Genomic DNA, 23962 nt, shown 5'->3' on the forward strand with positions numbered 1-23962 from the left:
CTACCGCGTCAGGCCGAGGCCCTGCGGGTCCTCCTGCCGCGCCGCGCCGCGGTCGACCTCGTCCAGCGCGGAATGGTCGATCGCCGCGTCGATGTGCTCGAGGTAGCGCCGCACCGGCGTGGCACGCTCATGCTCCCCGAGGAGTTCCTCCAGCCCCAGCAGCGCGGCGCGCAGCCGGCGCAGCACCTGGATCGAGGTGATGCCGAACATGCGGATCTCGTCGAAGGCCAGCGACAGATAATCCTCCCAATCCGGCGTGGGGAAGACGAGGCGCAGCGTGCCGCCCGCGTCGCGCACCCGCCCGACGTCGAGCCCCTGCAGGGCGAGGCGCCGCAGCAGGTCCTCGATCTGGTCGAGCGCCTGCACCGCCGTCGTCGGGTCGTTGATGGCCGGCGACAGCGCCTTGATCGCGATGTCCACCAGCATCCGGATCGGGTATTTCGGGTCCTGCTCGAAGGTGCGCTCCAGGCCGAACCCGATCGCGCGCCGCAGCGCCGGCTCCGGCAGCGGCGCCGTGCCGCCGTGCACCCGCAGCAAGACCATGCCGCCCGTCACCATGTCCCCGACGGCGCAGTCCATGACGATCCTGCCGCCCGCGCGCCGGGCGAGTTCCACCAGCGCCGCCGTGTCGATGCGGTCCACGTAGTGGGGGGAGCCGTCGAAGCGCAGCGTCTGGGTCGGCGGCGCCTCCGCCGCGTCTGCACCGGTTGGTGTCTGGGCAGCGAGGCTGGTCCCCGCGGCGGCGAAGGTTTCGGCGATCACCTCGCGGCCGCGGTCGCCGACGAAGCGGAGCGTGTTGCCGATCTGCAGGTCAGCGAGCCGCCGCACGAGCAGGGTGAAGATCAGCAGGCTGAGGCTGAGCAGCATGATGGCGATGAACCAGGAGACGGTCGGCACCATGCCCGAACCTTCCCGGTCGACCCAGGCCGTCGCGGCGAGCGAATAGGTGAAGGTCGCGAAGAAGATGCCGAGGGCGTGGAACAGCAACGGGTCGCGCGCGAAGCGCGTGGCGAAGCGCGGGGAGTAGGTGATCGCGCTGAACTGCAGCATGACGAAGGCGACGGAGAAGACGATGCCGGTCAGCGCCATCATGCCCGAGGCGATCGCCGACAGCGCGGCGAGCGCCGAGGAAACCGAGATGCCGAGGTCGAAGGACGGCGCGAGGGCATGCTCGAGGCGCGGCAGCACGATGGCGCAGATCAGGCTGATCAGCATGTAGGCAATCGGGATCAGCCAGACCGGCATGTCGCCTTCCTTTCGCTGTTGTCCGGCGTCGCGCCGTCGCTGCGGGGCGGCGCCGCCGGCGTCCGCGCGCGATTCGGCCCGGTGCCGGACTTTCGAAACGGTCTCTCGGGGCAACTGCACCGGACGTCCAACCACGACTGCCACGCGCGACATCCTCAACGCGAGGGCGGGGGTCGCTTCCGGGTCCATCATGGCCGGCCGATGCCCGTCATCGCCCCGGCAAGGTGTGACGGATCATGCCGTGGGCGCTGCCGCCCCCACCGTGTCAGCGATGATCTTGTACGGGAAGTCGGGCTCGATGTAGTCGCCGGGCTTCTGTCGCTTCGGCAGCTCGATCTTCTGCCGCTTCGGCCCCTCGTAGGGGATGTGGCGCAGGATGTGGCGGATGATGTTCAGCCGCGCGCGCTTCTTGTCGTCCGAATGCGCGACGTACCATGGCGCCCAGGAGGTGTCCGTGGCCTGGAACATGGCGTCCCGCGCGCGGGAATAATCGTACCACCGGCTGTAGGACTTGAGGTCCATGGGCGAGAGCTTCCACAGCTTCCGCCCGTCGTCGATGCGCGCCGTCAGCCGCCGCGTCTGCTCCTCCGGACTCACTTCCAGCCAGTATTTCAGCAGGATGATGCCGGACTCGACGAAGGCCTTCTCGACCGCGGGCGTCATCAGCAGGAAGCGATCTACCTGCGCATCCGTCGCGAAGCCCATGACGCGCTCGACGCCGGCGCGGTTGTACCAGGAACGGTCGAAGATCACGATCTCGCCGCCCGCCGGCAGGTGCGGCACGTAGCGCTGGAGGTACATCTGCGACTTCTCGCGCTCGGTCGGCGAGGGCAGGGCGACCACCCGGAACACGCGCGGGCTGACGCGTTCCGTGATCGCCTTGATGGTGCCGCCCTTGCCGGCGCCGTCGCGGCCCTCGAAGATGATGCAGACCTTGGCGCCGGTCTCCTGAACCCATTGCTGCAGCTTCACCAGCTCGACATGCAGGTCGTACAGGGCGCGCTCATATGCCTTGCGCGTGAGCTTGCCGTCCGGCTTGAAGGGCGAGGCGTCCTTCGCCGCCGCGACCTGCTTCGAGGCCGGCGGGGTGTCCTGCTCCGCGGCGCTCCGGCTGCGCCCGTTCTTCTTGGACTTCTTCGACACGGTCATTTCCTCCTGGATGCGGGCAGCAGGGCGGTCACTCTTCCTCGGGGTGCTTCCAGGCCAGGAACCAGCCGCAGTCGCCCGGCATGCCGCCCGGCCAGTCGATGATCTCGACCTTGAGCTGGAAGCCGCGCGGCGCGAGTTCCTTCACGTAGAAATCGTAGGCGCGCTTCGGGAAGCCTTCGAGCTTCTCGTGCCATTTCGGGTCGTGGGTGGTCAGGGAACGCCCGGAATCCGGCAGCCACTCCGAGGGAAACTGGAACAGCAGCGCCTGCTTCTCGCCGCGCTCGACGGCGCGCCGGACGACATTGGCGATGTTCTCCATCGCCTCCGGCTTGATCTCCCGCTCCTGGAAGGCTTCGCGGAGGGAGTCGCGTTCGGCCTTCGCTGCGGCCTCCTGCGAGAGGCGCGCATCCTCCTCCGCCCGCTTCTTCCTCGCGAGATGGTCCCAGATGGCCTGGGCGCTGAGGTTCTCGCCGGTGACGCTCATCCGCTTCTTCCTCCCCGCGCTGCCTCGTGCGCTCGTCGCCGCGGGCAGCATGTTCATTCCGTCGCCTGCAAAGCGCCCGTCGCCGGGCGCCACGGGCACGAGCGGACCGAATGTCATCAGAGTGACGTGATCACACCCCGGCGGGAATGATATAGGTCAATCAGACACCCGTCGGGCCGTAGTATTGGAAAATCGAGTTGGCGGGATTGCATGCCCTCCTCCGGAGGTGCCCGCTGAGCCGCGACCGGACCATCCGGCCTCAGCCGCGGCACCGATGCCCCTCACGCAACGGGAAGCACGCCATGACCCTCGACCCCGCACTGTTCCCCTGGACCTCCTACGCTCTGGACGCCTGGCAGCGCTCGGTCCTCTTCCTCGACGTGCTGAGGCGGAGGGGCAACGCCTTCCTTGAACGGGAGGACGACCCGATGCGGCACGTCCTCACCTTCGATTTCGAGGTGGTGATGGACGGCCGCGACCTGCCGCGGCCGGTGAACTACTGGATGGCGCGCATCCGGCCGCCGGAGGGCGCGCCGCCGACCGACGCCATCAACCGTCCCTTCATCGTCATCGACCCCCGCGCCGGTCACGGACCCGGCATCGGCGGGTTCAAGGCGGACAGCGAGATCGGCGTCGCCATCAACGCCGGCCATGCCTGCTACTTCGTCGGCTTCCGCCCCGAGCCCGAGCCCGGCCAGACGATTGAGGACGTGGTCCGCGCCATCATCGCCTTCGCCGAGGAGGTCGGCCGCCGGCACCCCAATGCCGAGGGGCTGCCGGTCGCGATCGGCAATTGCCAGGCCGGCTGGGCGCTGCTGATGGCCGCCGCGATCCGCCCGCAGGCCTTCGGGCCGCTGATGGTGGCCGGGTCGCCGGTCTCCTACTGGGCAGGCAGGCACGGCCGGGCGCCGATGCGCTATCTCGGTGGGCTGCTCGGCGGGTCCTGGATGACAGCGATGACGGGCGACCTCGGCGGCGGCAGGTTCGACGGCGCCTGGCTGGTCACCAACTTCGAGTCCGGCAACCCGGCCAATACCTACTGGACCAAGCAGTACGAGGTGTGGGCCGACGTGGACAAGGCGGCCGACCGCTATCTCGGCTTCGAGAAATGGTGGGGCGGCCACGTCACGCTGAACGCCGAGGAGATGCAGTTCATCGTCGATCAGCTCTTCGTCGGCAACCGCCTGGCGACGGGCGAGCTGACCTTCTCCGACGGCACGCATGTCGATCTGCGCAACATCGCCTCGCCTATCATCGTCTTCTGCTCGGAGGGCGACGAGATCACGCCGCCGGCGCAGGCGCTGTCCTGGATCAGCGATCTCTATTCGGACCTCAACGACCTGCGTACCCACGGGCAGACCATCGTCTATTCGGTGCATGGCAGCATCGGGCACCTCGGCATCTTCGTCTCCGGCGGCGTGGCGCGGAAGGAGCACCAGGAATTCGCGTCGAACATGGACATGATCGACGTGCTGCCGCCCGGCCTCTACGAGGCGGTGCTGCACCCCGGCAGCACGCCGGCGGACACCGGCGACTGGACCGTTTCCTTCGAGACGCGCAAGTTCGGCGACCTGGCCGTGCACGGCGGGACGGATCCGGAGGACGAGCGGCGCTTCGCCGCGGCGCGCCGCGTCTCGGAGAGCAACCTTGCACTTTACCGAATGACGGCGCAGCCCGCGCTGCGCGCGATGGCGACGCCGATGGTGAGCTGGGCGCTCGGCCAGCTCCATCCGGCGCGGCTCGGCTACACGCTGTTCTCCGACCGCAATCCCTTCATGGCATGGGTGCCGGCCGCGGCGGACATGGTGGCCGCGAACCGCACTCCGGTGGCCGAGACGAATGCCGGGCGGGCGGCGGAACGCTTCGTCTCCCACGGGATCGAAACCATCCTCTCCAACTACGGCCGGCAACGCGACGCGCTGAGCGAGCGCATCTTCCTCGACGTCTACGGATCGCCGGTGATGCAGGCGGTGACCGGCATCGCGGCGGAGAGCGCGCCGCCGCGGCTGCGTCCGTGCGAGACGCCGGACCATCGGCGCTTCGTGGAACTCGCCACCGCGGCGCTGCGGGAGCGGATGACGGAAGGCGGCCTGCCCGCGGCGGTGACACGCGCGCTCATCTGGATCCGGCTGCCGACCGGCATGGCCGACGAGAGATCGTTCAACGTCGTTCGGCGCATCCGTGCCGCCCAGGGCGAGGACCGGGTGCCGCTGCACGAGTTCAAGCGCAGCACGCGCATGCAGTTCTTCATGCTTCTGATCGATGAGGAGGCAGCCATCGCGGCGCTGCCGGCGCTGCTGCCGGAGGACATGGAGGCGCGCGCGAGTGCCTTCGCGATGCTGCGCGAGGTGGTCACGGCGATGGGCGAACTGCCGCCGGAAGTTGCCGACCGGCTCGCCACCGTGGAACGCATCTTCCTCGAGGCCGAGCAGCCGCTGGAGAGCGAGAAGGTGCGGCGGCTGCGGCCGGCCGGTGCGAGGAGTGCCAGGCGCGCGCGCGGGGAGGTGCTGGGCCGCCAGGAAGGGGAGGACGGCGCCGCCTGACCCGGGCCAGCCTCCTGCGGCTGGCCCGGCATGCTGCCCGTGACTTGGGGTGGAGGCACGGCATCCGCAGTGCGCGCGGATGCCCTTCGCCCTGCCGATGATGGGTCATCGGCAGGACCCGGCGGTATCAGTGGTCCTCGGCGTCCAGCGCGTAGCCGGCGGAGCGCACGGTCCGGATCAGGTCCGGCTCGTCCTTCCCGTTGATCGCCTTGCGGAGCCGCCGGATGTGCACGTCCACCGTACGCGGCTCGACATGGATGTCGCGGCCCCAGACCGCGTCGAGAAGCTGCTCGCGCGTGAAGACCCGGCCCGGATGCTGGAGGAAGAACTCCAGCAGGCGGTACTCGGTGGGGCCGAGGTGCAGCGCGCGGTTGCTGCGGCTGACACGATGCGCGTCCTGGTCCATGGTCAGGTCGCGGTAGGTCAGCGTGCCCTTGGCGGCGACGCCACCCGACCGGCGCAGCAGCGCGCGGATGCGCGCGAGCAGCGCATCCATGACGAAGGGCTTGGCGATGTAGTCGTCCGCGCCGGTGTCCAATGCCCGCACGGCATCCTGATCCTCGGTCCGGGCGGTGACCATGATGATCGGCAGGTCGCGCGTGTTCGGCCGGCGGCGGAGCTGGCGGCAGACCTCGATGCCCGAGAGCGCCGGCAGCATCCAGTCGAGCAGCACGAGGTCCGGCCGGGCCTCTGAGACGCGCAGCAGCGCCTCCTGCCCGTCGGCGGCCTCCTCGACCTTGAAGCCCTGCTTCTCGAGGTTGTAGCGCAGCAGCGTCAGCAGCGGCGCCTCATCCTCCACCACCAGGATGGTCGGCTTGGCGAGCGAGGAATAGGCCTCGGCCATCGTCGTCTCCTGCGCTTATCCGCCGGCCGGGCGGACCACCGCATAGGCCGATTCATCGGCCTTGGGGCGGTCCTCCGGGAGGCTATCGCCGCGCACGGCGTAGTGGATGCGCTCCGCGATGTTGGTGGTGTGGTCGCCGATGCGCTCGAGGTTCTTGGCGATGAACAGCATGTGGGTCGCCGCGGTGATGTTGCGCGGGTCTTCCATCATGAAGGTCAGCAGCTCGCGGAAGATGCCGTTGTAGATGGCGTCCACCGGCTCGTCCGCGGCCCAGACGCGCTCGGCGGCCTCGGCGTCGTTGTTGACGAAGGCGTCCATCGCCGCCTTCAGGTTCTCCTGCACCAGATGCGCCATGCGCTCGAACCCGTTGAGGCTGCCGATGGAGGGCAGGGAGGCGAGGACGATGGCGCGCTTGGCCGCATTCGCCGCGTAGTCGCCGATCCGCTCGAGGTCGTTGGAGAGCTTCATCGCCGCCACGATGACGCGCAGGTCGGCCGCCATCGGCTGACGCAGCGCGAGAAGGCGCACGCAGAAGGCCTCGATCTCGCGCTCGAGCTGGTCGATCTGGACGTCGCGCTGGACGACTTCGGCGGCGAGGGAGGTGTCGCGGCGCACCAGGGCGCGGGTGGCGTCGGCGACCTGGCGCTCGGCGAGGCCGCCCATGCGGGCGGCCATGTCGCGCAGGCGGCGCAATTCCTCGTCGTAGCTGCGGACGATGTGTTCGGTGGGCATCCTGGTGTCCTTCCGCCGGTCAGCCGAAGCGGCCGGTGATGTATTCCTGGGTCTTCGGGTGCTTCGGTGCGGTGAACATCTGCGCGGCCGGGGCGACCTCGATCAGCTCGCCGAGGTAGAAGAACGCCACCTGGTCGGCGCAGCGCGCGGCCTGCTGCATGTTGTGCGTGACGATCACGATGGTGAAGTCGCGCTTCAGCTCGTCGATCAGCTCCTCGATCTTGAGCGTCGAAATCGGGTCGAGCGCGGAGGTCGGCTCGTCGAACAGGATGACCTCCGGCCGCACCGCGATGGTGCGCGCGATGCACAGGCGCTGCTGCTGGCCGCCCGAGAGGCCGAGGGCGGAGGCGTCGAGCCGGTCCTTCACCTCGTCCCAGATGGCGGCGCGGGTCAGCGCCCATTCCACCCGCTCGTCCATCTGCGCCTTGGACAGCTTCTCGTGCAGGCGCACGCCGAAGGCGATGTTCTCGAAGATGGTCATCGGGAACGGCGTGGGCTTCTGGAAGACCATGCCGATCTTGGCGCGCAGCGCATTGAGGTCGGCATCCGGGGCGACGATGTTCATGCCGTCGATCATCGCCTCCCCGGTCGCGCGCTGGCCGGGGTAGAGGCTGTACATGCGGTTGAGCACGCGCAGCAGCGTTGACTTGCCGCAGCCCGAGGGGCCGATCATGCCGGTCACCTGGCGGTCCGGGATGTCGAAGTCGATGCCCTTCAGCGCGCGGTTGTCACCGTAGAAGAACTCGAGGTTCCTGATGGCGATGCGCGGCGGGTTCAGAACCGCCTCGGAACGTGCCTGCACGCCCCCGAAGCCCTGGGTGTTCGCTTCGGCCGCGCCGGTTTCTGCCGTTGTGGACATGGGTTGGTTCCTTCCGCTCACTTGCGGCCGCGCAGCACGGTGCGCGCCAGGATGTTGAGGCTGAGCACGCCGAGCGTGATCAGCAAGGCACCGGCCCAGGCCAGCGCGATCCAGTCCTCGAAGGGCGAGCCGGCGAAGGAGTAGATCGTCACCGGCAGGCTCGACATCGGCTTCGTCAGGTCGACCGACCAGGCATTGTTTCCGAGCGAGGTGAAGAGCAGCGGCGCCGTCTCGCCGGCGACCCGCGCCACCGCGAGCAGGATGCCGGTGATGATGCCCGACATGGCCGACTTCCAGCACACGAAGACGATCATCTTCCATTTGGGGGATCCGAGCCCGATCACCGCCTCGCGCAGCGTGTTCGGGATCAGCGTCAGCATGTCCTCGGTGGTGCGCACCACCACCGGGATGACGATGATCGCCAGCGCCGCGATGCCCGCCCAGCCGGAGAAGCCGCCGAAGGGCAGCACCAGGATCTGGTAGACGAAGAGGCCGATCAGGATCGACGGCGCGGAGAGCAGGATGTCCGAGACGAAGCGCACCGCGTTGCCGAACTTCGACCCGCGGGCGTATTCCGCGAGGTAGGTGCCGACCAGCATGCCGATCGGCGTGCCGATGGCCGTGCCGAGCGCGGCCTGGATCAGGCTGCCGACGATCGGGTTCAGCAGGCCGCCTTCCGAGCCCGGCGGCGCCGTGACATGGGTGAAGACGCGCAGGCTCATCGCCTCGAAGCCGCGATAGGTCAGGGTCAGCAGGATCGAGGCGAGGAAGGCGAGGCCGACCAGCGTCGCGCCGACGCAAAGGATGCGCACGATGCGGTCGGCGCGCTTGCGGCGGCGGCCGAGGGCGAGTGCGACCTCGGGGTCCTTGCGCGGGCCCGGAATGGCGCCGGCGGTCAGTGAGAGGCTCATGGCGTCAGCCCTTCAGCCGGGAGCGGAGGAGGTAGCGGGAGGTCGCGAGCACGATGAAGGACAGCACGAAGAGGATGAAGCCGAGGGCCAGCAGCGAGGCGAGCTTGAGGCTGCCGGTCTCGCTCTCGCCGAATTCGAGCGCGACGAGGGAGGCGATGGTGTTGCCCGGCCCGAACAGGCTGCTGCTGATGCGGTTGGCGTTGCCGATCACGAAGGTGACCGCCATCGTCTCGCCCAGCGCGCGGCCGAGGCCGAGCATGATGCCGCCGACCACCGAGACGCGGGTGTAGGGGATGACGACACCCCGCATCACTTCCCAGGTGGTCGCGCCGAGGCCGTAGGCGCTTTCCTTGTAGACCGGGGGCACCTGCTCGAAGACGTCGCGCATCGTCGCGGCGATGAAGGGCAGGATCATGATGGCGAGGATGAAGGCGGCGGTGAAGATGCCGGTGCCGAAGGGCGCGCCCTGGAACAGGAAGCCGATCAGCGGCAATTCGCCGACATTGTCGATGATCCAGGGCTGCAGGTGTGTCGCGAAGGCCGGGGCGATCACGAAGAAGCCCCACATGCCGTAGATGATGGACGGCACCGCGGCCAGCAGCTCGATCGCCGTGCCGACCGGGCGGCGCAGCCAGGCAGGCGCGAGCTCGGTCAGGTAGAAGGCGACGCCGAAGGCGAGCGGCACGGCCAGGATGATGGACAGCACGGCAGTGACGATGGTGCCGTAGATGGACACGCCGGCGCCGAACACCTCCTGCACCGGATCCCAGTCCGTCGAGGTGACGAAGGCCAGGCCGAAGGCGCGGAAGGCCGGCAGGCCGGCGACGAAGAGCTCGATGATGATGGCGCCGAGCAGGAGCAGCACGAAGACGCCGGAGCCCCTGCAGGCCCATTCGAAGACCGTGTCTCCGAGGTTGCCGGTGCGGCGCGCCGCGCCGGTCGGGATCGGGGAGGATGCGGTTGCGGCCTGGCTCAAGGGGATCGTCCGTACCGTCAGGGGGGAAGGGGGCCGGCGCGCGCCGGCCCCCGCTTTCATCAGGCGCCGAACTGCGCGCGCCAGGCTGCGCGGACCGCGGTCTTGGTCGCTTCCGGCAGCGGGATGTATTCGAGTTCCTTCGCCAGGTTGTCGCCGTTGGCGAAGCACCAGTCGAAGAAGCGCCGCACATTCGCGCTGCGCGTCGCGTCCGTCGGGTTGGTCGGCAGCAGGATGAAGGTCGGCGCGACGATCGGCCAGGAATTCGGCCCGGCCTGGTCGATCACGTTGGCCGCGAAGCCGGGAACGGACCAGTCGGCCGCCGAGGCGGCGGCGAGGAAGCTCTCCTGGTCCGGCTTCACGAAATTGCCCGCCTTGTTGCGGATCTGCGTCGTCACCAGGCGGTTGCTGATGGCGTAGGCGTTCTCGACATAGCCGATGGCGCCGCGCACCTGGCGGACGGTGCCGGCCACGCCCTCATTGCCGCGCGCGCCGGTGCCGGCGGGGAAGCGGACCGAGGTGCCGACGCCGACCTTGTCCTTCCATTCCTGCGACACCGCCGCGAGGTAGGACACCCACACGAAGGTCGTGCCCGAGCCGTCGGCGCGGTAGGCCGGCGCGATGGCGAGCGAGGGCAGGCTCAGACCCGGGTTGATCTCGACGATGCGCGCATCGTTCCAGCGGGTGATCTTGCCGAGGTAGATGTCGGCGAGGATCGGGCCGGTCAGCTTGAGCTGGTCGTTCTCGATGCCCGGGATGTTCACGATGGCGACGAGCGAGCCCATCACCGTCGGGAACTGCAGCAGGTTGCCTTCGGTAAGCTGCTGGGCGGTCAGCGGCGCGTCGGTGGCGCCGAAATCCACCGTGCGGTTGCGGATCTGGTTGATGCCCGCGCCCGAGCCGACCGACTGGTAGTTCACCTGCATGCCGATGGCGCCGCGGGCGGCCTCGGCCCACTTCTGGTAGACCGGGTTCGGGAAGGTCGCGCCCGCGCCGGTGATCTGCGCGCCCTGGGCGCGCACGCCGGAAACCGGAAGGCTCAGCGCCGCCCCGGCGCCGAGAAGGAAGGTCCGCCTGTTCACAGCGTCTCTCTCCGTACAGTGAGAAAACCGTGCCCGCCCCGGCTGGGGCAACACGGGGCGCTTCTAGGCGGGCCGAAAGTCCTCCCGATTGCAGTTTGATGAAAGAAAGATGACAGTCCCTCCGACAACCGGCCGGGTTGTCGGAGACTCACAGGCACCACAACCAAAGGTTGCATTGACCTATTTGTACCAGGCCGGCCGGCGCTTCTCGCGGAACGCCGCAAGCCCTTCCTTGCCCTCCGCCGAGGCGCGCTGCATCCAGGATTCGTGGGCGAGCAGCGACATCTCCCGCGCCGAGAGCTTCAGCCCATTGGCGCCGAGGAAGGAATCCTTCGTCATCGCGATCGCGCTCGGGGCGGAGAGCATGGTCTGGTCGATGATCTCGGCAAGGCGCGCATCCGCCTTGTCCGCCGCCACCACCTCGTGCACCAGGCCGATGCGCAGGGCCTCGGCGGCGTCGAAGCGTTCGCCTGTCAGCGCGTAGCGGCGGGTGTGGCGCAGGCCCATGGCATGGACCATGTGAGTGCTGATCGGGGTGGGCGCGACGCCGACGCGCACCTCGGTCAGGCCGAAGATCGCCGCCGGCGTCGCGATCGCCACATCGACGCAGCAGACCACGCCACAGCCGCCGCCGAAGCAGGCGCCATGCACCAGGGCGAAGGTCGGCTTGGGGAATTCGTTGAGCTTCTGCATGGCGGTGGTGGTCGCCATGGAGGCGGCATAGGCCTGCTCCGGACCGTAGGTCGCTGCCTTGGCCAGCCAGTCGAGGTCCGCCCCGGCCTGGAAGTGCTTGCCGGCGCCGCGGATGACCAGGGCGCGCACGGCGGGGTCGTCGTGCAGCTTGTCGAGGCCGGCGATCAGCGCGCCGAGCAGGTCCTCGTCATAGGCATTGCCCTTGGCGGGCTTGTTCAGCGTGGCGGTGGCGATGCCGCGGTCGTCGACGGACAGCAGGACGGGTTCGGGCATGGGCGTCTCTCCCTCGTGGATGTGGCATCCTTGCCGCCGGGCGGCGCCGCGCCAAGCCGGCGTTGACGCATGGCCGAAGCGCGCGGAGGCTTGCCGCACCGCCGGAGGAACCCTGCCATGACCGCCACACGCCCGACCCTGTCCGGCCCGCGCCATGCCGTCTCGGCCGGCCACTACCTGGCCGCGACGGCCGGCAGCGCCGTGCTGGAGGCCGGCGGCAATGCGGTGGATGCGGGCTGCGCGGCCGGCATCGCCCTCGGGGTCCTGCTGCCGGACCTGGTCAATGTGGCTGGCGTCGCGCCGATCATGATCCGCATGGCCGACGGCACGGTGGAGACCATCGCCGGCCTCGGCCATTGGCCGCGCGCGCTGCCGCCCGATGTCTTCATGCGCGAGCATGGCGGCAGGATCCCGGACGGGGTGCGCCGCACCGTCGTGCCGGCGGCGCCGGATGCCTGGATCACCGCGCTCGAACGGCACGGCACCATGGGGTTCGGCGATGTCGCGCACCACGCCATCCGCTACGCGGCGGAGGGCTTCGCCGTCTTCCCGCTGCTCGCCGAGACCGTCGCGGCGCACCGCGAGGACTACGCCCGCTATCCCTCCAACGCCGCCATCTTCCTCCCGGGCGGGGAGCCGCCGCGGGTCGGCGAGCGCTTCGTACAGTCCGATCTCGCCCGCACCCTGGCCTACATGGTGGAGGAGGAGCGCCGCGCCGCCGCGACGGGTGGGCGGATGGCCGGGCTTGCCGCCGCGCATGCTGCCTTCTACCGCGGCGACATCGCCCGCGAGGTCGTCCGCTTCATCCAGGCGGAGGGCGGCTTCCTCTCCATGGAGGACATGGCGGGCTTCCGCTCCCGGCTGGAACCCGCCGTCGCGCGCGGCTGGCGCGGCCATACGCTGCTGGCCTGCGGGCCCTGGTGCCAGGGGCCGGCGCTGACGCAGGCCCTGCTGCTGATGGAGCGCGCCGGCTTCGACGGGCTGCGGCACAATTCCGTCGACTACCTCCACCTGCTCACCGAATGCGTGAAGGCCGCCATGGCCGACCGCGAATACCATTTCGGCGATCCGCGCTTCACGCCGGTGCCGCTCGACGAACTGCTGTCGGAGGAGCACCTCGACGCCCGCCTGCGCCAGATCGACCCCCGCCACGCGCATCCTTCCATGTATCCGCCGCTGCTGGGGCAGGGCACGCCGGCGGATGGGCCGCAGCGCGCCGACCTGCCGAAGGTGGAGGCCGACACCTCCTACGTCGCGGTGGTGGACCGCTGGGGCAATGCGTTCAGCGCGACGCCCTCCGACGGATCGTGGAATTCGCCGGTGGTGCCGGGGCTCGGCATCATCCCGTCCAATCGCGGCAGCCAGTCGCGGCCGGACCCGGCGCATCCCTCCGGCGTCGCGCCGGGCAAGCGGCCGCGGCTGACGCCGAACCCGGCGATGGTCGTCACCGCGGATGGCGGCGTCATGCCCTTCGGCACGCCGGGCGGCGACGTGCAGATCCAGGCCATGCTCCAGGTCATGCTGAACGTCTTCCACTTCGGCATGGAGCTGCAGGAGGCGATCGAGGCGCCGCGCATCGCGTCCTATGCCTTCCCGTCCTCCTTCGCGCCCTTCGACTACTTCCCGGCCCGCGTCGCGGTGGAGGCGCGCATCGCGCGATCCGTGCGCGACGGGCTCTCGGCGCGCGGGCATGAGGTGAAGGAGTGGCCGGAGATCACCTGGCTCGCCGGCAGTGTCGAGGCGGTGCTGTCCGACCCCAAGGCGGGGCTGGTGCGTGCCGGCGCCGATCCGCGCCGGCCTGCCTACGCCATCGCCGGATGACGCGGGCGGCGCCCCCGCCGGCCAGGGCGGCGACGCCGCGCCAGGAGTGAGGCTTGCCGCGCATCGCGGGCGGGCCATGTCTTGCAGCATGGAACGACACGCGATGCGGCGCCGCGCGGCGCTGGCGCTGCCGGGGGCGCTGGCGCCCGGCCTCGCGGCCACGCAGGCCGCGCCGGTGGTGGACCTTCTGCTCGTGCTGGCGATGGACGCCTCCGGCTCGATCGACGCCGACGAGTTCCGCCTCCAGCGGGAAGGATTGGCGGACTCGGTGACGGATCCGGCGGTGCTCGCGGCGGTCGCCTCGAAGCCGCGCGGCGCCATCGCGGTGGCGGTGGTCGAATGGGGCAGCCCGGGCGCGCCGGTGACGGCGGTGGAATGGATGGCGGTGCGCGATGCGGCGTCGGCCCGGGCGCTGGCGGCGGCGATCCGGACCGCGCCGCGGTCCGGCCAGTCCTACAACGCGATAGGCGATGCCATCGCGCATTCCGCGGCGCTGATCGCCGCCGCGCCGTTCCGCAGCGAGGACCGCGTGATCGACGTGGCGGGGGACGGACCCGACCTGCGGTCCGTCACGCCGGCCGCGGTGGCGCGCGATGCAGCCGTCGAGCACGGCATCACGGTGAATGCGCTGGCCATCGAGGTCGCGCCCGTCACGCGCTTCGGCGAGCCGCTTCGCCTGCACTACGAACGGGAGGTGATCGGCGGCCCGGGCGCCTTCGTCATCGTCGCGGAGGCCCGGCGCGATTTCGCGCGGGCGATGCGGGCGAAGCTGATCCGCGAGATCGCGGCGCGGCCGCGGGGCATCGGGTGAACCCTCCGCCGGACGCGCCGCCGGTCAGACGTATCCCGGACCCTCGATCGGCGGGTTCGCGGCGAGGAAGCCCTCATCCACTTCCACGCCGATGCCGGGCGCCGCGTTCGGCCGCACATGCCCGTCGCCGCCGATCGTCCAGGGCGTGCTGCCGAGCTCGTCGCGGAAGCGGTTGGCCTTCGAGATGTCGGCCTCGAAGTACCCGCCATTCTCGATGGCGGCGAGGAAGTGGATCGACGCCGCCTGGTTCACGCCGGTCATCGACGAATGCGGGTGGATCGGGATCTTGTAGGCGGAGGCCATGGCGGCGATGCGCAGCGCCTCGGTGATGCCGCCGCACTTGGACAGGTCCGGCTGCCAGATGGTGATGACGCCGTCCTCGAGCACGCGGGTGAACTCGTACCGCGTGAAGTGGTTCTCTCCGGCCGCGAGCGGCGTGCTGCCGTAGCCGCGCGCCTGGGAATAGGAATGGTGGTCGTGGGCGGGGAAGGGCTCCTCGAGCCAGCCGATGTTGAGCCGGTCCATCTCCGGCATCACCTGGCGCACCTGGTCGACCGAGTAGCCGATATTCGCGTCGGTCAGGATGACGAGCTCCTTGCCGAAGGCGTCGCGCACCGCCTCCATGCGCGCCACGTCGTCCTTCACCGTGTCGCCGACGCGCAGCTTCACCGCGCGGTAGCCGGCCTCGACATGGGGCGCGGCCTCGTCGATCAGCGCGACGGGGTCCTGGTAGCCGAGCGCGACGCCGCCGGCATAGGCCGGCACCGCGCGCGCCGATCCGCCGAGCAGTCGACACAGCGGCAGGTTCAGCGCCTTCCCCTTGGCATCCCACAGCGCCATGTCGATGCCCGACATCGCCATGGCGCAGGCCGCGCCCATGCCGTGGCTCGCGAGCTGGTACTTGTAGATGCGCGCATTGATGCCGGTGGTATCGAAGGCATCCATGCCCAGGATGAGCTGGCGCAGCGTCGTCTCGATCAGCTTGGCGATTGCGGTGTGCGCGCGGCCGTGATGGCTTTCGCCCCAGCCGGTGATGCCGTCCTCGGTGATGACCTTCACCATCACGGCATCGCGCTTGACCGCCTGGCCGATGCCGAGGCGCGGGCCGCCCTGCGGCAGCGGGAAGGAGGTCGGGAAGGCGCGCACATCCACGATCTTCATCGGTGTCGTTTCCTCGTGTCGTTACGCGGAGGCTGCCAGCCGGGCACGGTGTTTGCAAACCCCTCCGCGGGGGCCAGCATCCAAGGGCCCTGATCATGGAGAGCACCAGCATGGCGACTGATCCCGTTCCGCTGTCGATGGAGGCGATCCGCCTCTGGTCCGGCGTCGAGTGCCCGAGCCCCGCCGGCAAGCGAGGCCTCGAGGACTTCGCCGCGCTGATCACGGAATTCGAGGCGGTGCGCGGCACGCTGGTGTTCGAGGACGAGCCCTCGACCTTCGAGGCCGCGCTGCGCGCCGAGCAGGAGCCCGAGGCATGACCGACCTCGCGACGCTGTCCGTCACCGAAGCGGCGGATGCCTTCGCCAAGGGCGAGGCGACCGCGGAGGCCCTGGTGCGGGCGAGCCTCGCGCGCATCGACGCGCATGACGGCAAGGTGAACGCCGTCATCCGCCTGGACCGCGAGGCGGCGCTGGAAGCCGCCGCGGCGCAGGACAAGGCGCGCGCCGGCGGCGTGCGGCTCGGTGCGCTCGCCGGCGTGCCGATGATGCACAAGGACATGTACTACCGTGCCGGAAAGGTGAGCAGTTGCGGCTCCAAGATCCGCAAGGGCTTCAGGCCGACGGTGACGGCGACGGTGCTGCGGAAGCTGGATGCCGCCGGCGCCATCGACATGGGCACGCTGAACATGGCCGAGTTCGCGCAGAACCCGACCGGCCACAACGCGCATTTCGGCGACTGCCGCAATCCGTGGAACCTGGCCTACTGCACGGGCGGGTCGTCCTCGGGCTCCGGCGCCGGCGTGGCGGCGCGCTTCTTCGCCGCCGCACTCGGCTCCGACACCGGCGGCTCGATCCGCCTGCCGGCGGGCATCTGCGGCGTGACCGGCATCAAGGGCACGCAGACGCGCGTCTCGCGCGCGGGGGTGATGCCGCTGTCCTTCTCGATGGACAATGTCGGGCCGCTGACGCGCACGGCGCGCGACGCGGCGCGCATCATGACGGTGATCGCCGGGCAGGACCCGCTCGATGCGACCAGCGCGCCGGAGGCGGTGCCGGACTACGAGGCGGCGCTGACCGGCGACCTGCGCGGCATCTCCCTTGCCGTGCCGCGCGAATGGTTCTTCGACGGCGCCGACGAGGTCGTGGTGAAGGGCTTCGAGTCGGCGCTCGAGGTGCTGAAGGCGCGCGGGGCGAAGGTGGACTACGTGTCCTGCCCCTCGCTGCGCGCGATCGGCACCTATGTCTCCGTGGTCAGCCGCGTGGAGGGCGCGACCATCCACGCCAACTGGATGCGCGAGCATCCGGGCGACTACGCCATCCATCTCTCGGGCCGGCTCTTCGGCGGCTACGCCATCCCGGGGCACTACTATGTCGAGGCGCTGTCCCGCCGCGGGCCGCTGCTGCGCCAGTTCTGCAAGGAGGCCTTCGCCGGCCACCAGATCGTCGCCACCCCGACGCTGCGCATGCGCGTGCCGACGCTGGCGGAGACCGACATCGATGCCGACACCGCCAACTGGGCGCGGCACATGGCGGTCTCGGCCAATACCCGGCCGTTCAACTACCTCGGCATCCCGACGGTCAGCGTGCCCTGCGGCTTCGACGACCGCGGGCTGCCGATCGGCATGCAGCTCTCGGCCCGGCCCTTCGCCGAAGGCCGCGCGCTGCAGGCGGCGGATGCCTACCAGCGGGACACCGACTGGCACGCGCGCGTGCCGGTGCTGTAGCGCGCGACCCGCCGACAGGACGGGCGTGCTACCCCCGCAGCGCCTTGATCTGCGCGGGGTAGCCGGAGGGGTCCACCGCCACGTCGATCAGCACGGGGCCGGATGCGGCGCAGGCCTGTTCCAATGCCTGCGCGAACTCGGCTTCCGTGTTCGCCGTCAGCCCGACCCCGCCCATCGACCGCATGGCGGCGGCGAGGTCGGCGCGCGGCCAGCCGAGCGCGCCCTCCGGCAGGTCGCGCGTCTCCTTCTTGATGTCGATGAGCGAGAGCGTGGCGTCGTTGAAGGCCACGACCATCACGCGCGCGCCGGTCACCGCCGCCGTCGCCAGTTCGCCGAGCCCCATCAGCAGCCCGCCATCGCCGGTGAAGGCGAGCGCGCCGCGCGCCGGGTCGTACAGCGCCGCGGCGATCGCCGCCGGCACGGCGAAGCCCATGGTGGCGAGGCCGTTGGAGATCAGCAGATCGCCCGGCCGCTCGCACTGCCAGAAGGTGGTGGCGGGGAACATGTGCGCGCCGGCGTCGACTGCGGCGCGCGGGTCGAAGCCCATCCGGCGGCACACGGCCTGGGTGATCTCCACGACGCGCTGCGGGCCGAGCCCCATGCCACGCCGCGGGTCATTGGCCAGGGCGCGCAGCCAGGCGTCGCGCAGCGCGGCGATCTCCGGCGCCGTCCAGTCCGACCGCGCCGCGCCCTCGCTCAGCGCGGCGAGCGCCGGGGCGATGGCGCCGGACAGCGCGGCGGCCGGCGCCGCGTAGGGCAGGGTACGCGGGGCCGTCGCCACCTCGATCACCGGCACGGGCCAGCGCCAGGGCTTGGGGATGAACTCGACCGGATCGGCGCCGACCATGATCACCGCATCGGCGCGGTCCAGCACCGGGCCCTCCACCGCGCCACAGGTGAAGATGCCGGCGAAGGCCGGGTCCGCGTCCGCGATCACGCCCTTGGCCTTGTAGGTGACGAGCGCCGGGCAGCCGAGGGCGGCCACCAGCGCGCGCAGCTCCTCCGCCGCGTCGAGGGCTTCGAGGCCGGCCACCACCAGCGGTCGCCGGGCCGTCGCCAGCACCCGCCGGGCGGCGGCGATGGCGTCCGCCTCGGGCGTGGGCAGGGCAGGGGCGCCGACTGCGGCCGGCAGCGCGGCCGGCAGCGCGGCCGGCTGCCGCGCGGCGCTGCCGGACAGCTCGATCAGCGCCGCGCCGCGCGGGGCGGCGAGCACCGCGCCGATCGCACGCGTCGCCGCCTCGCCCGCCGCCATCTGGCCGACCGAGAGCTGCGCCTTGGTCACCGGCGCCAGCATCGCCGCGTGGTCGAAATACTGGTGGGTGGCGAAGGCGCGCTCGGCCGGCGCGAAGCCGTCCGCCAGCAGCACCACGGGCGCGCGGTCGAGCGCCGCATGCGCCATGCCGTTCGCCGCATTGCCCACGCCCGGGCCACGGGTGCAGAGTGCGACGCCCGGCGCGCCTGAGAGTTCGGCCTCCGTCGCCGCCATGATCACCGCCGAGGTCTCGTGCCGCGCCAGCACGAAGCCGAGGCCGCGCGCCTTCGCCGCCGCGATCAGGTCGAGGCTCGAACCCCCGCCGGGAACGCCGTAGATCCGCTTCGTCCCGGCGGCGGCGAAGGCGGTGGCCAGGGCATCGGCGGCAGTGGCGGCGGCAGCGTCGTTCATGCGTGTTTCCTCCGGCGGCGGAATGCGGAGGATAGGCGGGCGGCGCTGCGATGCCCATCCGTGGCGGCCACGGCTTGGGCAGCGAAAGCCCGCATCCTGGGCAAAGACGTCGCGGACGAGGCAGGCTCTCCTCATCGCAGGCTTGCGCAGGGGCACCCGGCCCGGCAAGGCTCGGGTACGGAGGACCTTCTGCCGGTGACAAAGACCACCCCCGCCTTCGATGAGATGACGACCGACGGTCTGGTCCGCGGCCCTTACGCAGAGGTCGCCCGCTGGCTCGCCGCCACTCCGCAGGATGCGCTGGAGCGCCGCCGCCACGAGGCCGAGCTGCTGTTCAAGCGAATCGGCATCACCTTCGCCGTGTATGGCGAGGGCGGCGACCCGGAACGCCTGATCCCCTTCGACATCATCCCCCGCATCCTGGCCCATGCGGAGTGGGAGGAACTCTCCCGCGGCCTGGCGCAGCGGGTGAAGGCGCTCAACCTTTTCCTGCTCGACGTCTATGGCGCGCAGGAGATCCTGCGGGCCGGCCGCATCCCCGCCGCGCTGGTGCGGGAGAACGCGGCCTTCCGCCCCGAGATGAACGGCTTCGTGCCGCCCGGCGGCGTCTACACCCACATCGCCGGCATCGACGTGGTGCGCACCGCGCCGCACGAATTCTGGGTGCTCGAGGACAATTGCCGCACGCCGTCGGGCGTCTCCTACATGCTGGAGGGGCGGGAGGCGATGCTGCGGCTCTTCCCCGACCTCTGCGCGCGGCACCGCATCGCGCCGGTGGGGCACTACCCGGAGGAGCTGCTCGAGACGCTGAAATCGGTGGCGCCGCCGAATTGCCGCGGCACCCCGCGCGTCGCGATCCTGACGCCGGGTTCCTACAACAGCGCCTATTACGAGCACTGCTTCCTCGCCGACGAGATGGGCGTCGAGGTGGTGGAAGGACCCGATCTCTTCGTCGAGAACGACATCGTCTACATGCGGACCACCACCGGGCCGCAGCGGGTGGACGTGATGTACCGCCGGATCGACGACGACTACCTCGACCCCCGGGTGTTCCGGCCCGACAGCGCGCTCGGCGTGCCGGGGCTGATGGCCGCCTACAAGGCGGGCAACGTCGCGCTGGCCAATGCGCCGGGCGCCGGCATCGCGGACGACAAGGCGATCTACCCCTACGTGCCGGAGATGGTGCGCTTCTACCTCGGCGAGGAGCCGCTGCTGTCCAACGTGCCGACCTATCTCTGCGAGCGCGACGAGGACCGCGCCTATGTGCTCGACCACCTCGACGAGCTGGTGGTGAAGCTGACGCATGGTTCGGGCGGCTACGGCATGCTGGTCGGGCCGCACAGCACGGCCGAGCAGCGCGCCGACTTCGCCGCGCGCATCAGGGCCAAGCCGGCGGAATACATCGCCCAGCCGACGCTCGCGCTGTCCACCGTGCCGACGCTGGTCGAGAAGGGCATCGCGCCGCGCCATGTGGACCTGCGGCCCTTCGTGCTCTGCGGCAAGGAGGTGCGGATCGTCCCCGGCGGGCTGACGCGCGTCGCGCTGCGGGAAGGCTCGCTGGTGGTGAATTCCTCGCAAGGCGGCGGCACCAAGGATACCTGGGTGCTGGAGGACGACCCCGCCGACATCGCGAAACCGGCGGCACAGGGGCAGTCGCAATGCTGAGCCGCACCGCCGACAGCCTCTATTGGCTCGGCCGCTACATCGAGCGTGCCGGCAACGTCGCGCGCGGCCTGCAGGTCGCGCTGCGCATGGCGAGCCTGATGCGCAGCGTGGACCAGCGCGACGGCGCCTGGCGCGCGCTGCTCATCGCCTCCGGCTGCGAGCCCGGCTTCCGCGAGACGGGCGCGGCGCCGACGCCGGACAGCGTGGTCCGCTACCTCGCCGCCGATGCGTCCAACGCCTCCTCCATCCTTTCCTGCATCGAGGCGGCGCGGCGCAATGCGCGCGCGGTGCGGACCGCCCTCACCGTGGACATGTGGGAGGCGGTGAACGAGACCTGGAGCGAGTCCCGCCGCGCCACCGAGGCGACCTTCGCCCCGGACAACCTGCCGGCCTTCCTCGACTGGGTGAAGAGCCGCACCATCCTGTTCAACGGCGCCTATGCCGACACCATGCTGCGCGACGAGGCCTGGCGCTTCGTCCGCCTCGGCACCATGCTGGAACGCGCTGACAACACGGCCCGCGTGCTCGACGTGCATCACCACGCGCTGGCCGGTGCCGACGAGGAAGGCGCCGTCGCCTATGTGCAGTGGCAGGCGATCCTGCGTTCGGTCTCGGCGCTGCGCGCCTATCACTGGGTGTACCATGCCCGGCTGGAGCCGCGGCGGATCGCGGAGCTGCTGATCCTGCGCCCCGAGCTGCCGCGTTCCATGGTCGCCTGCTACGCGCGGCTGGATGAGACGCTGGAGGGCATCGCCGCCGCCCATGGCGGCCGCCGGGGAGAATGCCACCGACTGGCCGGGGAGATGCATGCGAAGCTCCGCTTCGGAAGGATCGACGGCATCCTCGCCGACGGGTTGCACGACTTCCTGACCGCGACCATCGACCGGAACCTCGAACTCGGGCGGCAGATCCAGGATTTCTATCTCCAGGCCTGAAGGGCCTGGAGATCGAGAGTCTTTTTCTGACCTCAGGCGCCGGCGCGCGCGTCCGCGCGCTTGGCTCGCGCGCCGTGCACTGGCGTACCGGGGGCGGCGGACGGTCTGGGCGCGGTCGCGCTGTGCGCTCCCGGCCCGATGCGGGGCATCGGGCCGAAGTGGGGGGCGGCGAGGGGGGTGTCCGGCAAGGCTTGACGCGCCACCTGGAATGCCCGTCTTTCCGCGCAGCGGAGGCACCGGTCATGACCTATTGCGTCGGGCTCTATCTCGATCAGGGGCTCGTGCTGCTCTCCGACACCCGCACCAATGCGGGGGTCGATCACATCTCCACCTTCTCCAAGATGCAGGTGGAGGAAGTGCCGGGGGAACGCATGATCGCCATGCTCTCGGCCGGCAACCTCGCCATCAGCCAGGCGGTTTGGAATCGGCTGCAGGAAGGCGTCATGCTGGAAGGCCAGACGCACACGCTGCGCGACGTGCCGACCATGTTCCGCGCCGCGCAACTGACCGGCGCGGCGGTGCGTGCGGTGTTCGAGACCGACGGCCCGGCGCTGCGCGCCCAGAACATCGCCTTCGACGTCGCGCTGCTGCTGGGCGGGCAGATCGGCGGACAGCCGCAGCGACTGTTCATGGTCTATGCCGCGGGCAACTTCATCGAGGCGACGGAGGACACGCCCTTCCTGCAGATCGGCGAGCACAAGTACGGCAAGCCGATCCTCGACCGCGTCGTCACGCCCGAGACCAGCCTGGTGGACGGGGTGAAGCTCGCGCTCATCAGCATGGACAGCACGTTGCGCTCGAACCTGACGGTCGGCATGCCGCTCGACCTGCTGGTCTATCGGGAGGGCACGCAGCGGGTGGCGCTCAGGAAGCGCATCACCGACGATGAGCCCTATTTCCGATCGGTCCGCGAAGGCTGGTCGAACAGCCTGCGGGAGGCCTACCGCGCCATGCCCCTGCCGGACTGGGTGCCGGGCTGACGGCGTTCGCGGCGCGGCTGCCGGGAAGGGTTCCCGGCGCGGCCGATGGCGCCCCCCGGGGCACGCCCTCCGGAAGCCCGCCACGATCGGTTGAGGGATTGCCTCGTCGGCGGTGTGGCCGCATCACTGCGGCCATACGTCACGGGAGAACGACCATGAACCGCATCACCCGCCGCGCAACCCTCGGCGTCGCCGCCACGGCACTCGCCGCGCCCAGCCTGCGGGCGCAGGGCGCGGCCATCCGCATCGTCGTGCCCTTCGGGCCGGGCGGATCGACCGATGCCGTCGCGCGGCTGGTCTCGCCGGGTCTCACGCAGCGCCTCGGCGTGCCGGTGGTGGTGGAGAATCGCGGCGGTGCCGCGGGCTCCATCGGGACGGACATCGTCGCGAAGGCGCGGCCGGACGGCCAGACCTGGCTGCTGACCTTCGACAGCCACGCGACGCTGGCCGCACTGATCCCGCAGCTTCCCTTCAACCCCGATCGCGACCTCGATCCCGTCATGCTGATCGGCGGCGCGCCCTATGTGCTCGCCTGCAAGCCGGACAAGCCCTTCCGCAACATCACCGAAGTGGTGGACGCGGCGAAGGCGCGGCCGGAGGCGGTGTCCTTCGGTTCGACCGGCAACGGCACCATCGGGCACCTGACGATGGTGCTGCTGCAGGGCAGGACCGGCACGCGCATGACGCACCTGCCCTATCGCAGCGGCGGCCTGGCGGTGAACGACACGGTCGCCGGCCATGTGGACATGATGATCGGCTCGGCGGCGGTGGTGCACCCGCATGTCCGCGGCGGCACGCTGCGCACCTTCGCCCAGTTCGGCCCGCAGCGGCTGCCGGCGCTCGCCGACCTGCCGACGGTCGCCGAGGCCGGCATCCAGGGGCTGGAGGCGGAGGCCTGGTGGGGCGTCTTCGCCCCGCACGGTACGCCGCAGGCCACGGTCGCGCGCATGAACGCCGCGCTGAAGGAATCGCTCGCGGAGGAGCAGGTGCGCCGCACCATGCAGGAGACGCAGCAGGCGCGCCTCATCATGTCGAGCCCCGAGGAACTCGGCACCTTCCTGCAGCGGGAAGTGGCGAAGTGGGGTGCCGTGGTGCGGGACAACAACATTCGCGCGGATTGACGATCGGCAGGGTTGGTCATGCGGCAGGGGGGCTCGCTTGAGTTGGGGAGGGCCTCGCCCTCCCCAAGCCCCTCCCACCAAAGGCCGAAAGGCCTTTGGAAACCGTCACTCGGTATCATGCGTCGCGGGCACGACACATCATTCCGCTCTTCGTCGGCGACCTTGCAGCCCGGCGCCAAGTCAAGGCTTCCAAAGGCCTTTCGGCCTTTGGCGGGGTGGTTTGGAGGGGCGGCGCCCCTCCAAATCCCGCCCATTGCGCCGGCACTACACCCCACGCAACCCTCCTGCCTGCCC

General features: G+C 70.5%; 21 protein-coding genes. 9 read left to right on the plus strand and 12 right to left on the minus strand.

The window, feature by feature from the left end; translation table 11 throughout:
- The 3 genes from GXW74_RS21770 to GXW74_RS21780 all read right to left on the minus strand — a co-directional run bounded on the left by GXW74_RS21770 (nucleotide 1) and on the right by GXW74_RS21780 (nucleotide 2878).
- A complete protein-coding gene (locus GXW74_RS21770) occupies nucleotides 1-1245 on the minus strand; it encodes a DUF2254 domain-containing protein (protein ID WP_211848690.1) in 1245 nt (414 codons plus the stop codon).
- A 234-nt stretch (nucleotides 1246-1479) separates the two neighbouring features.
- Nucleotides 1480-2388 (minus strand): polyphosphate kinase 2, encoded by a 909-nt coding sequence (gene ppk2 / locus GXW74_RS21775; protein ID WP_338148303.1) that lies wholly within the window; start codon nucleotides 2386-2388, stop codon nucleotides 1480-1482.
- 34 nt (nucleotides 2389-2422) lie between these two features.
- Nucleotides 2423-2878 (minus strand): hypothetical protein, encoded by a 456-nt coding sequence (locus GXW74_RS21780; RefSeq protein ID WP_211848694.1) that lies wholly within the window; start codon nucleotides 2876-2878, stop codon nucleotides 2423-2425.
- A gap of 302 nt (nucleotides 2879-3180) precedes the next feature.
- Between GXW74_RS21780 and GXW74_RS21785 the strand changes: the two genes are divergently transcribed.
- Nucleotides 3181-5421 carry a DUF3141 domain-containing protein gene (locus tag GXW74_RS21785; RefSeq protein ID WP_211848696.1) on the plus strand — a complete coding sequence of 747 codons (2241 nt, stop codon included), beginning with the start codon at nucleotides 3181-3183 and terminating at the stop codon, nucleotides 5419-5421.
- Nucleotides 5422-5548: 127 nt separating this feature from the next.
- Here GXW74_RS21785 and phoB read toward each other — a convergent pair whose 3' ends face one another.
- The 7 genes from phoB to GXW74_RS21820 all read right to left on the minus strand — a co-directional run bounded on the left by phoB (nucleotide 5549) and on the right by GXW74_RS21820 (nucleotide 11788).
- Nucleotides 5549-6265: a phosphate regulon transcriptional regulator PhoB gene (phoB, locus tag GXW74_RS21790; RefSeq protein WP_211848698.1), complete on the minus strand. Its 717-nt coding sequence runs from the start codon at nucleotides 6263-6265 to the stop codon at nucleotides 5549-5551.
- 15 nt (nucleotides 6266-6280) lie between these two features.
- Nucleotides 6281-6997 (minus strand): phosphate signaling complex protein PhoU, encoded by a 717-nt coding sequence (gene phoU, locus GXW74_RS21795; RefSeq protein ID WP_211848700.1) that lies wholly within the window; start codon nucleotides 6995-6997, stop codon nucleotides 6281-6283.
- Between the two features lie 19 nt (nucleotides 6998-7016).
- Nucleotides 7017-7856 (minus strand): phosphate ABC transporter ATP-binding protein PstB, encoded by an 840-nt coding sequence (gene pstB / locus GXW74_RS21800; protein ID WP_211848702.1) that lies wholly within the window; start codon nucleotides 7854-7856, stop codon nucleotides 7017-7019.
- Nucleotides 7857-7873: 17 nt separating this feature from the next.
- Entirely contained in the window at nucleotides 7874-8767 is an 894-nt protein-coding gene (pstA, locus tag GXW74_RS21805; RefSeq protein ID WP_211848703.1) for a phosphate ABC transporter permease PstA, read from the minus strand.
- 4 nt (nucleotides 8768-8771) lie between these two features.
- Nucleotides 8772-9743 (minus strand): phosphate ABC transporter permease subunit PstC, encoded by a 972-nt coding sequence (gene pstC / locus GXW74_RS21810; protein ID WP_246523857.1) that lies wholly within the window; start codon nucleotides 9741-9743, stop codon nucleotides 8772-8774.
- A 59-nt stretch (nucleotides 9744-9802) separates the two neighbouring features.
- Nucleotides 9803-10822 carry a phosphate ABC transporter substrate-binding protein PstS gene (pstS, locus tag GXW74_RS21815; RefSeq protein WP_211848707.1) on the minus strand — a complete coding sequence of 340 codons (1020 nt, stop codon included), beginning with the start codon at nucleotides 10820-10822 and terminating at the stop codon, nucleotides 9803-9805.
- A 180-nt stretch (nucleotides 10823-11002) separates the two neighbouring features.
- Nucleotides 11003-11788 carry an enoyl-CoA hydratase-related protein gene (locus GXW74_RS21820; protein WP_211848708.1) on the minus strand — a complete coding sequence of 262 codons (786 nt, stop codon included), beginning with the start codon at nucleotides 11786-11788 and terminating at the stop codon, nucleotides 11003-11005.
- A 117-nt stretch (nucleotides 11789-11905) separates the two neighbouring features.
- On the opposite strand from GXW74_RS21820, the gene GXW74_RS21825 reads away from it, so the two are divergent.
- Both GXW74_RS21825 and GXW74_RS21830 read left to right on the plus strand, forming a co-directional pair.
- On the plus strand, nucleotides 11906-13609 hold the full coding sequence (locus GXW74_RS21825) for a gamma-glutamyltransferase family protein (RefSeq protein ID WP_211848710.1): 1704 nt from the start codon (nucleotides 11906-11908) through the stop codon (nucleotides 13607-13609).
- A 103-nt stretch (nucleotides 13610-13712) separates the two neighbouring features.
- Nucleotides 13713-14420, plus strand: a complete 708-nt coding sequence (locus GXW74_RS21830) for a DUF1194 domain-containing protein (protein ID WP_211848711.1) — start codon at nucleotides 13713-13715, stop codon at nucleotides 14418-14420.
- A 24-nt stretch (nucleotides 14421-14444) separates the two neighbouring features.
- Here GXW74_RS21830 and GXW74_RS21835 read toward each other — a convergent pair whose 3' ends face one another.
- The gene (locus tag GXW74_RS21835; RefSeq protein WP_211848713.1) at nucleotides 14445-15581 is read right to left on the minus strand and encodes a mandelate racemase/muconate lactonizing enzyme family protein; all 1137 of its coding nucleotides are present in this window, start codon (nucleotides 15579-15581) and stop codon (nucleotides 14445-14447) included.
- Nucleotides 15582-15691: 110 nt separating this feature from the next.
- On the opposite strand from GXW74_RS21835, the gene GXW74_RS21840 reads away from it, so the two are divergent.
- Nucleotides 15692-15898: a hypothetical protein gene (locus GXW74_RS21840; protein ID WP_211848714.1), complete on the plus strand. Its 207-nt coding sequence runs from the start codon at nucleotides 15692-15694 to the stop codon at nucleotides 15896-15898.
- Complete coding sequence (locus tag GXW74_RS21845) at nucleotides 15895-17304, plus strand: amidase (RefSeq protein ID WP_211848715.1); 1410 nt, start codon at nucleotides 15895-15897, stop codon at nucleotides 17302-17304. The genes GXW74_RS21840 and GXW74_RS21845 overlap by 4 nt, the downstream gene beginning before the upstream one ends.
- A 28-nt stretch (nucleotides 17305-17332) precedes the next feature.
- Here the strand turns inward: GXW74_RS21845 and GXW74_RS21850 are convergent, their stop codons facing one another.
- A complete protein-coding gene (locus GXW74_RS21850) occupies nucleotides 17333-18967 on the minus strand; it encodes a thiamine pyrophosphate-binding protein (protein ID WP_211848716.1) in 1635 nt (544 codons plus the stop codon).
- Between the two features lie 195 nt (nucleotides 18968-19162).
- Between GXW74_RS21850 and GXW74_RS21855 the strand changes: the two genes are divergently transcribed.
- The 4 genes from GXW74_RS21855 (at nucleotide 19163) to GXW74_RS21870 (ending at nucleotide 23668) form a co-directional block, all read left to right on the plus strand.
- Nucleotides 19163-20632 carry a circularly permuted type 2 ATP-grasp protein gene (locus tag GXW74_RS21855; RefSeq protein ID WP_456306992.1) on the plus strand — a complete coding sequence of 490 codons (1470 nt, stop codon included), beginning with the start codon at nucleotides 19163-19165 and terminating at the stop codon, nucleotides 20630-20632.
- On the plus strand, nucleotides 20626-21567 hold the full coding sequence (locus GXW74_RS21860; protein WP_211848717.1) for an alpha-E domain-containing protein: 942 nt from the start codon (nucleotides 20626-20628) through the stop codon (nucleotides 21565-21567). The genes GXW74_RS21855 and GXW74_RS21860 overlap by 7 nt, the downstream gene beginning before the upstream one ends.
- Nucleotides 21568-21809: 242 nt before the next feature.
- Nucleotides 21810-22547: a proteasome-type protease gene (locus tag GXW74_RS21865; RefSeq protein ID WP_211848718.1), complete on the plus strand. Its 738-nt coding sequence runs from the start codon at nucleotides 21810-21812 to the stop codon at nucleotides 22545-22547.
- A 155-nt stretch (nucleotides 22548-22702) separates the two neighbouring features.
- Nucleotides 22703-23668 carry a Bug family tripartite tricarboxylate transporter substrate binding protein gene (locus GXW74_RS21870; protein WP_211848719.1) on the plus strand — a complete coding sequence of 322 codons (966 nt, stop codon included), beginning with the start codon at nucleotides 22703-22705 and terminating at the stop codon, nucleotides 23666-23668.
- Nucleotides 23669-23962: the final 294 nt, after the last annotated feature.

The sequence above is a fragment of the Neoroseomonas eburnea genome, from assembly GCF_018129005.1.
In the GTDB taxonomy this organism is placed as follows: domain Bacteria; phylum Pseudomonadota; class Alphaproteobacteria; order Acetobacterales; family Acetobacteraceae; genus Neoroseomonas; species Neoroseomonas eburnea.

What these genes read in the sequence shown, in the direction of transcription:
- GXW74_RS21770 (WP_211848690.1), bottom strand. Translation starts at nt 1,245, where the DNA reads ATGCCGGTCTGGCTGATCCCGATTGCCTACATGCTGATCAGCCTGATC.
- GXW74_RS21780 (WP_211848694.1), bottom strand. Translation starts at nt 2,878, where the DNA reads ATGAGCGTCACCGGCGAGAACCTCAGCGCCCAGGCCATCTGGGACCAT.
- GXW74_RS21785 (WP_211848696.1), top strand. Translation starts at nt 3,181, where the DNA reads ATGACCCTCGACCCCGCACTGTTCCCCTGGACCTCCTACGCTCTGGAC.
- phoB (WP_211848698.1), bottom strand. Translation starts at nt 6,265, where the DNA reads ATGGCCGAGGCCTATTCCTCGCTCGCCAAGCCGACCATCCTGGTGGTG.
- phoU (WP_211848700.1), bottom strand. Translation starts at nt 6,997, where the DNA reads ATGCCCACCGAACACATCGTCCGCAGCTACGACGAGGAATTGCGCCGC.
- pstB (WP_211848702.1), bottom strand. Translation starts at nt 7,856, where the DNA reads ATGTCCACAACGGCAGAAACCGGCGCGGCCGAAGCGAACACCCAGGGC.
- pstA (WP_211848703.1), bottom strand. Translation starts at nt 8,767, where the DNA reads ATGAGCCTCTCACTGACCGCCGGCGCCATTCCGGGCCCGCGCAAGGAC.
- GXW74_RS21820 (WP_211848708.1), bottom strand. Translation starts at nt 11,788, where the DNA reads ATGCCCGAACCCGTCCTGCTGTCCGTCGACGACCGCGGCATCGCCACC.
- GXW74_RS21825 (WP_211848710.1), top strand. Translation starts at nt 11,906, where the DNA reads ATGACCGCCACACGCCCGACCCTGTCCGGCCCGCGCCATGCCGTCTCG.
- GXW74_RS21830 (WP_211848711.1), top strand. Translation starts at nt 13,713, where the DNA reads ATGCGGCGCCGCGCGGCGCTGGCGCTGCCGGGGGCGCTGGCGCCCGGC.
- GXW74_RS21835 (WP_211848713.1), bottom strand. Translation starts at nt 15,581, where the DNA reads ATGAAGATCGTGGATGTGCGCGCCTTCCCGACCTCCTTCCCGCTGCCG.
- GXW74_RS21840 (WP_211848714.1), top strand. Translation starts at nt 15,692, where the DNA reads ATGGCGACTGATCCCGTTCCGCTGTCGATGGAGGCGATCCGCCTCTGG.
- GXW74_RS21845 (WP_211848715.1), top strand. Translation starts at nt 15,895, where the DNA reads ATGACCGACCTCGCGACGCTGTCCGTCACCGAAGCGGCGGATGCCTTC.
- GXW74_RS21850 (WP_211848716.1), bottom strand. Translation starts at nt 18,967, where the DNA reads ATGAACGACGCTGCCGCCGCCACTGCCGCCGATGCCCTGGCCACCGCC.
- GXW74_RS21860 (WP_211848717.1), top strand. Translation starts at nt 20,626, where the DNA reads ATGCTGAGCCGCACCGCCGACAGCCTCTATTGGCTCGGCCGCTACATC.
- GXW74_RS21865 (WP_211848718.1), top strand. Translation starts at nt 21,810, where the DNA reads ATGACCTATTGCGTCGGGCTCTATCTCGATCAGGGGCTCGTGCTGCTC.
- GXW74_RS21870 (WP_211848719.1), top strand. Translation starts at nt 22,703, where the DNA reads ATGAACCGCATCACCCGCCGCGCAACCCTCGGCGTCGCCGCCACGGCA.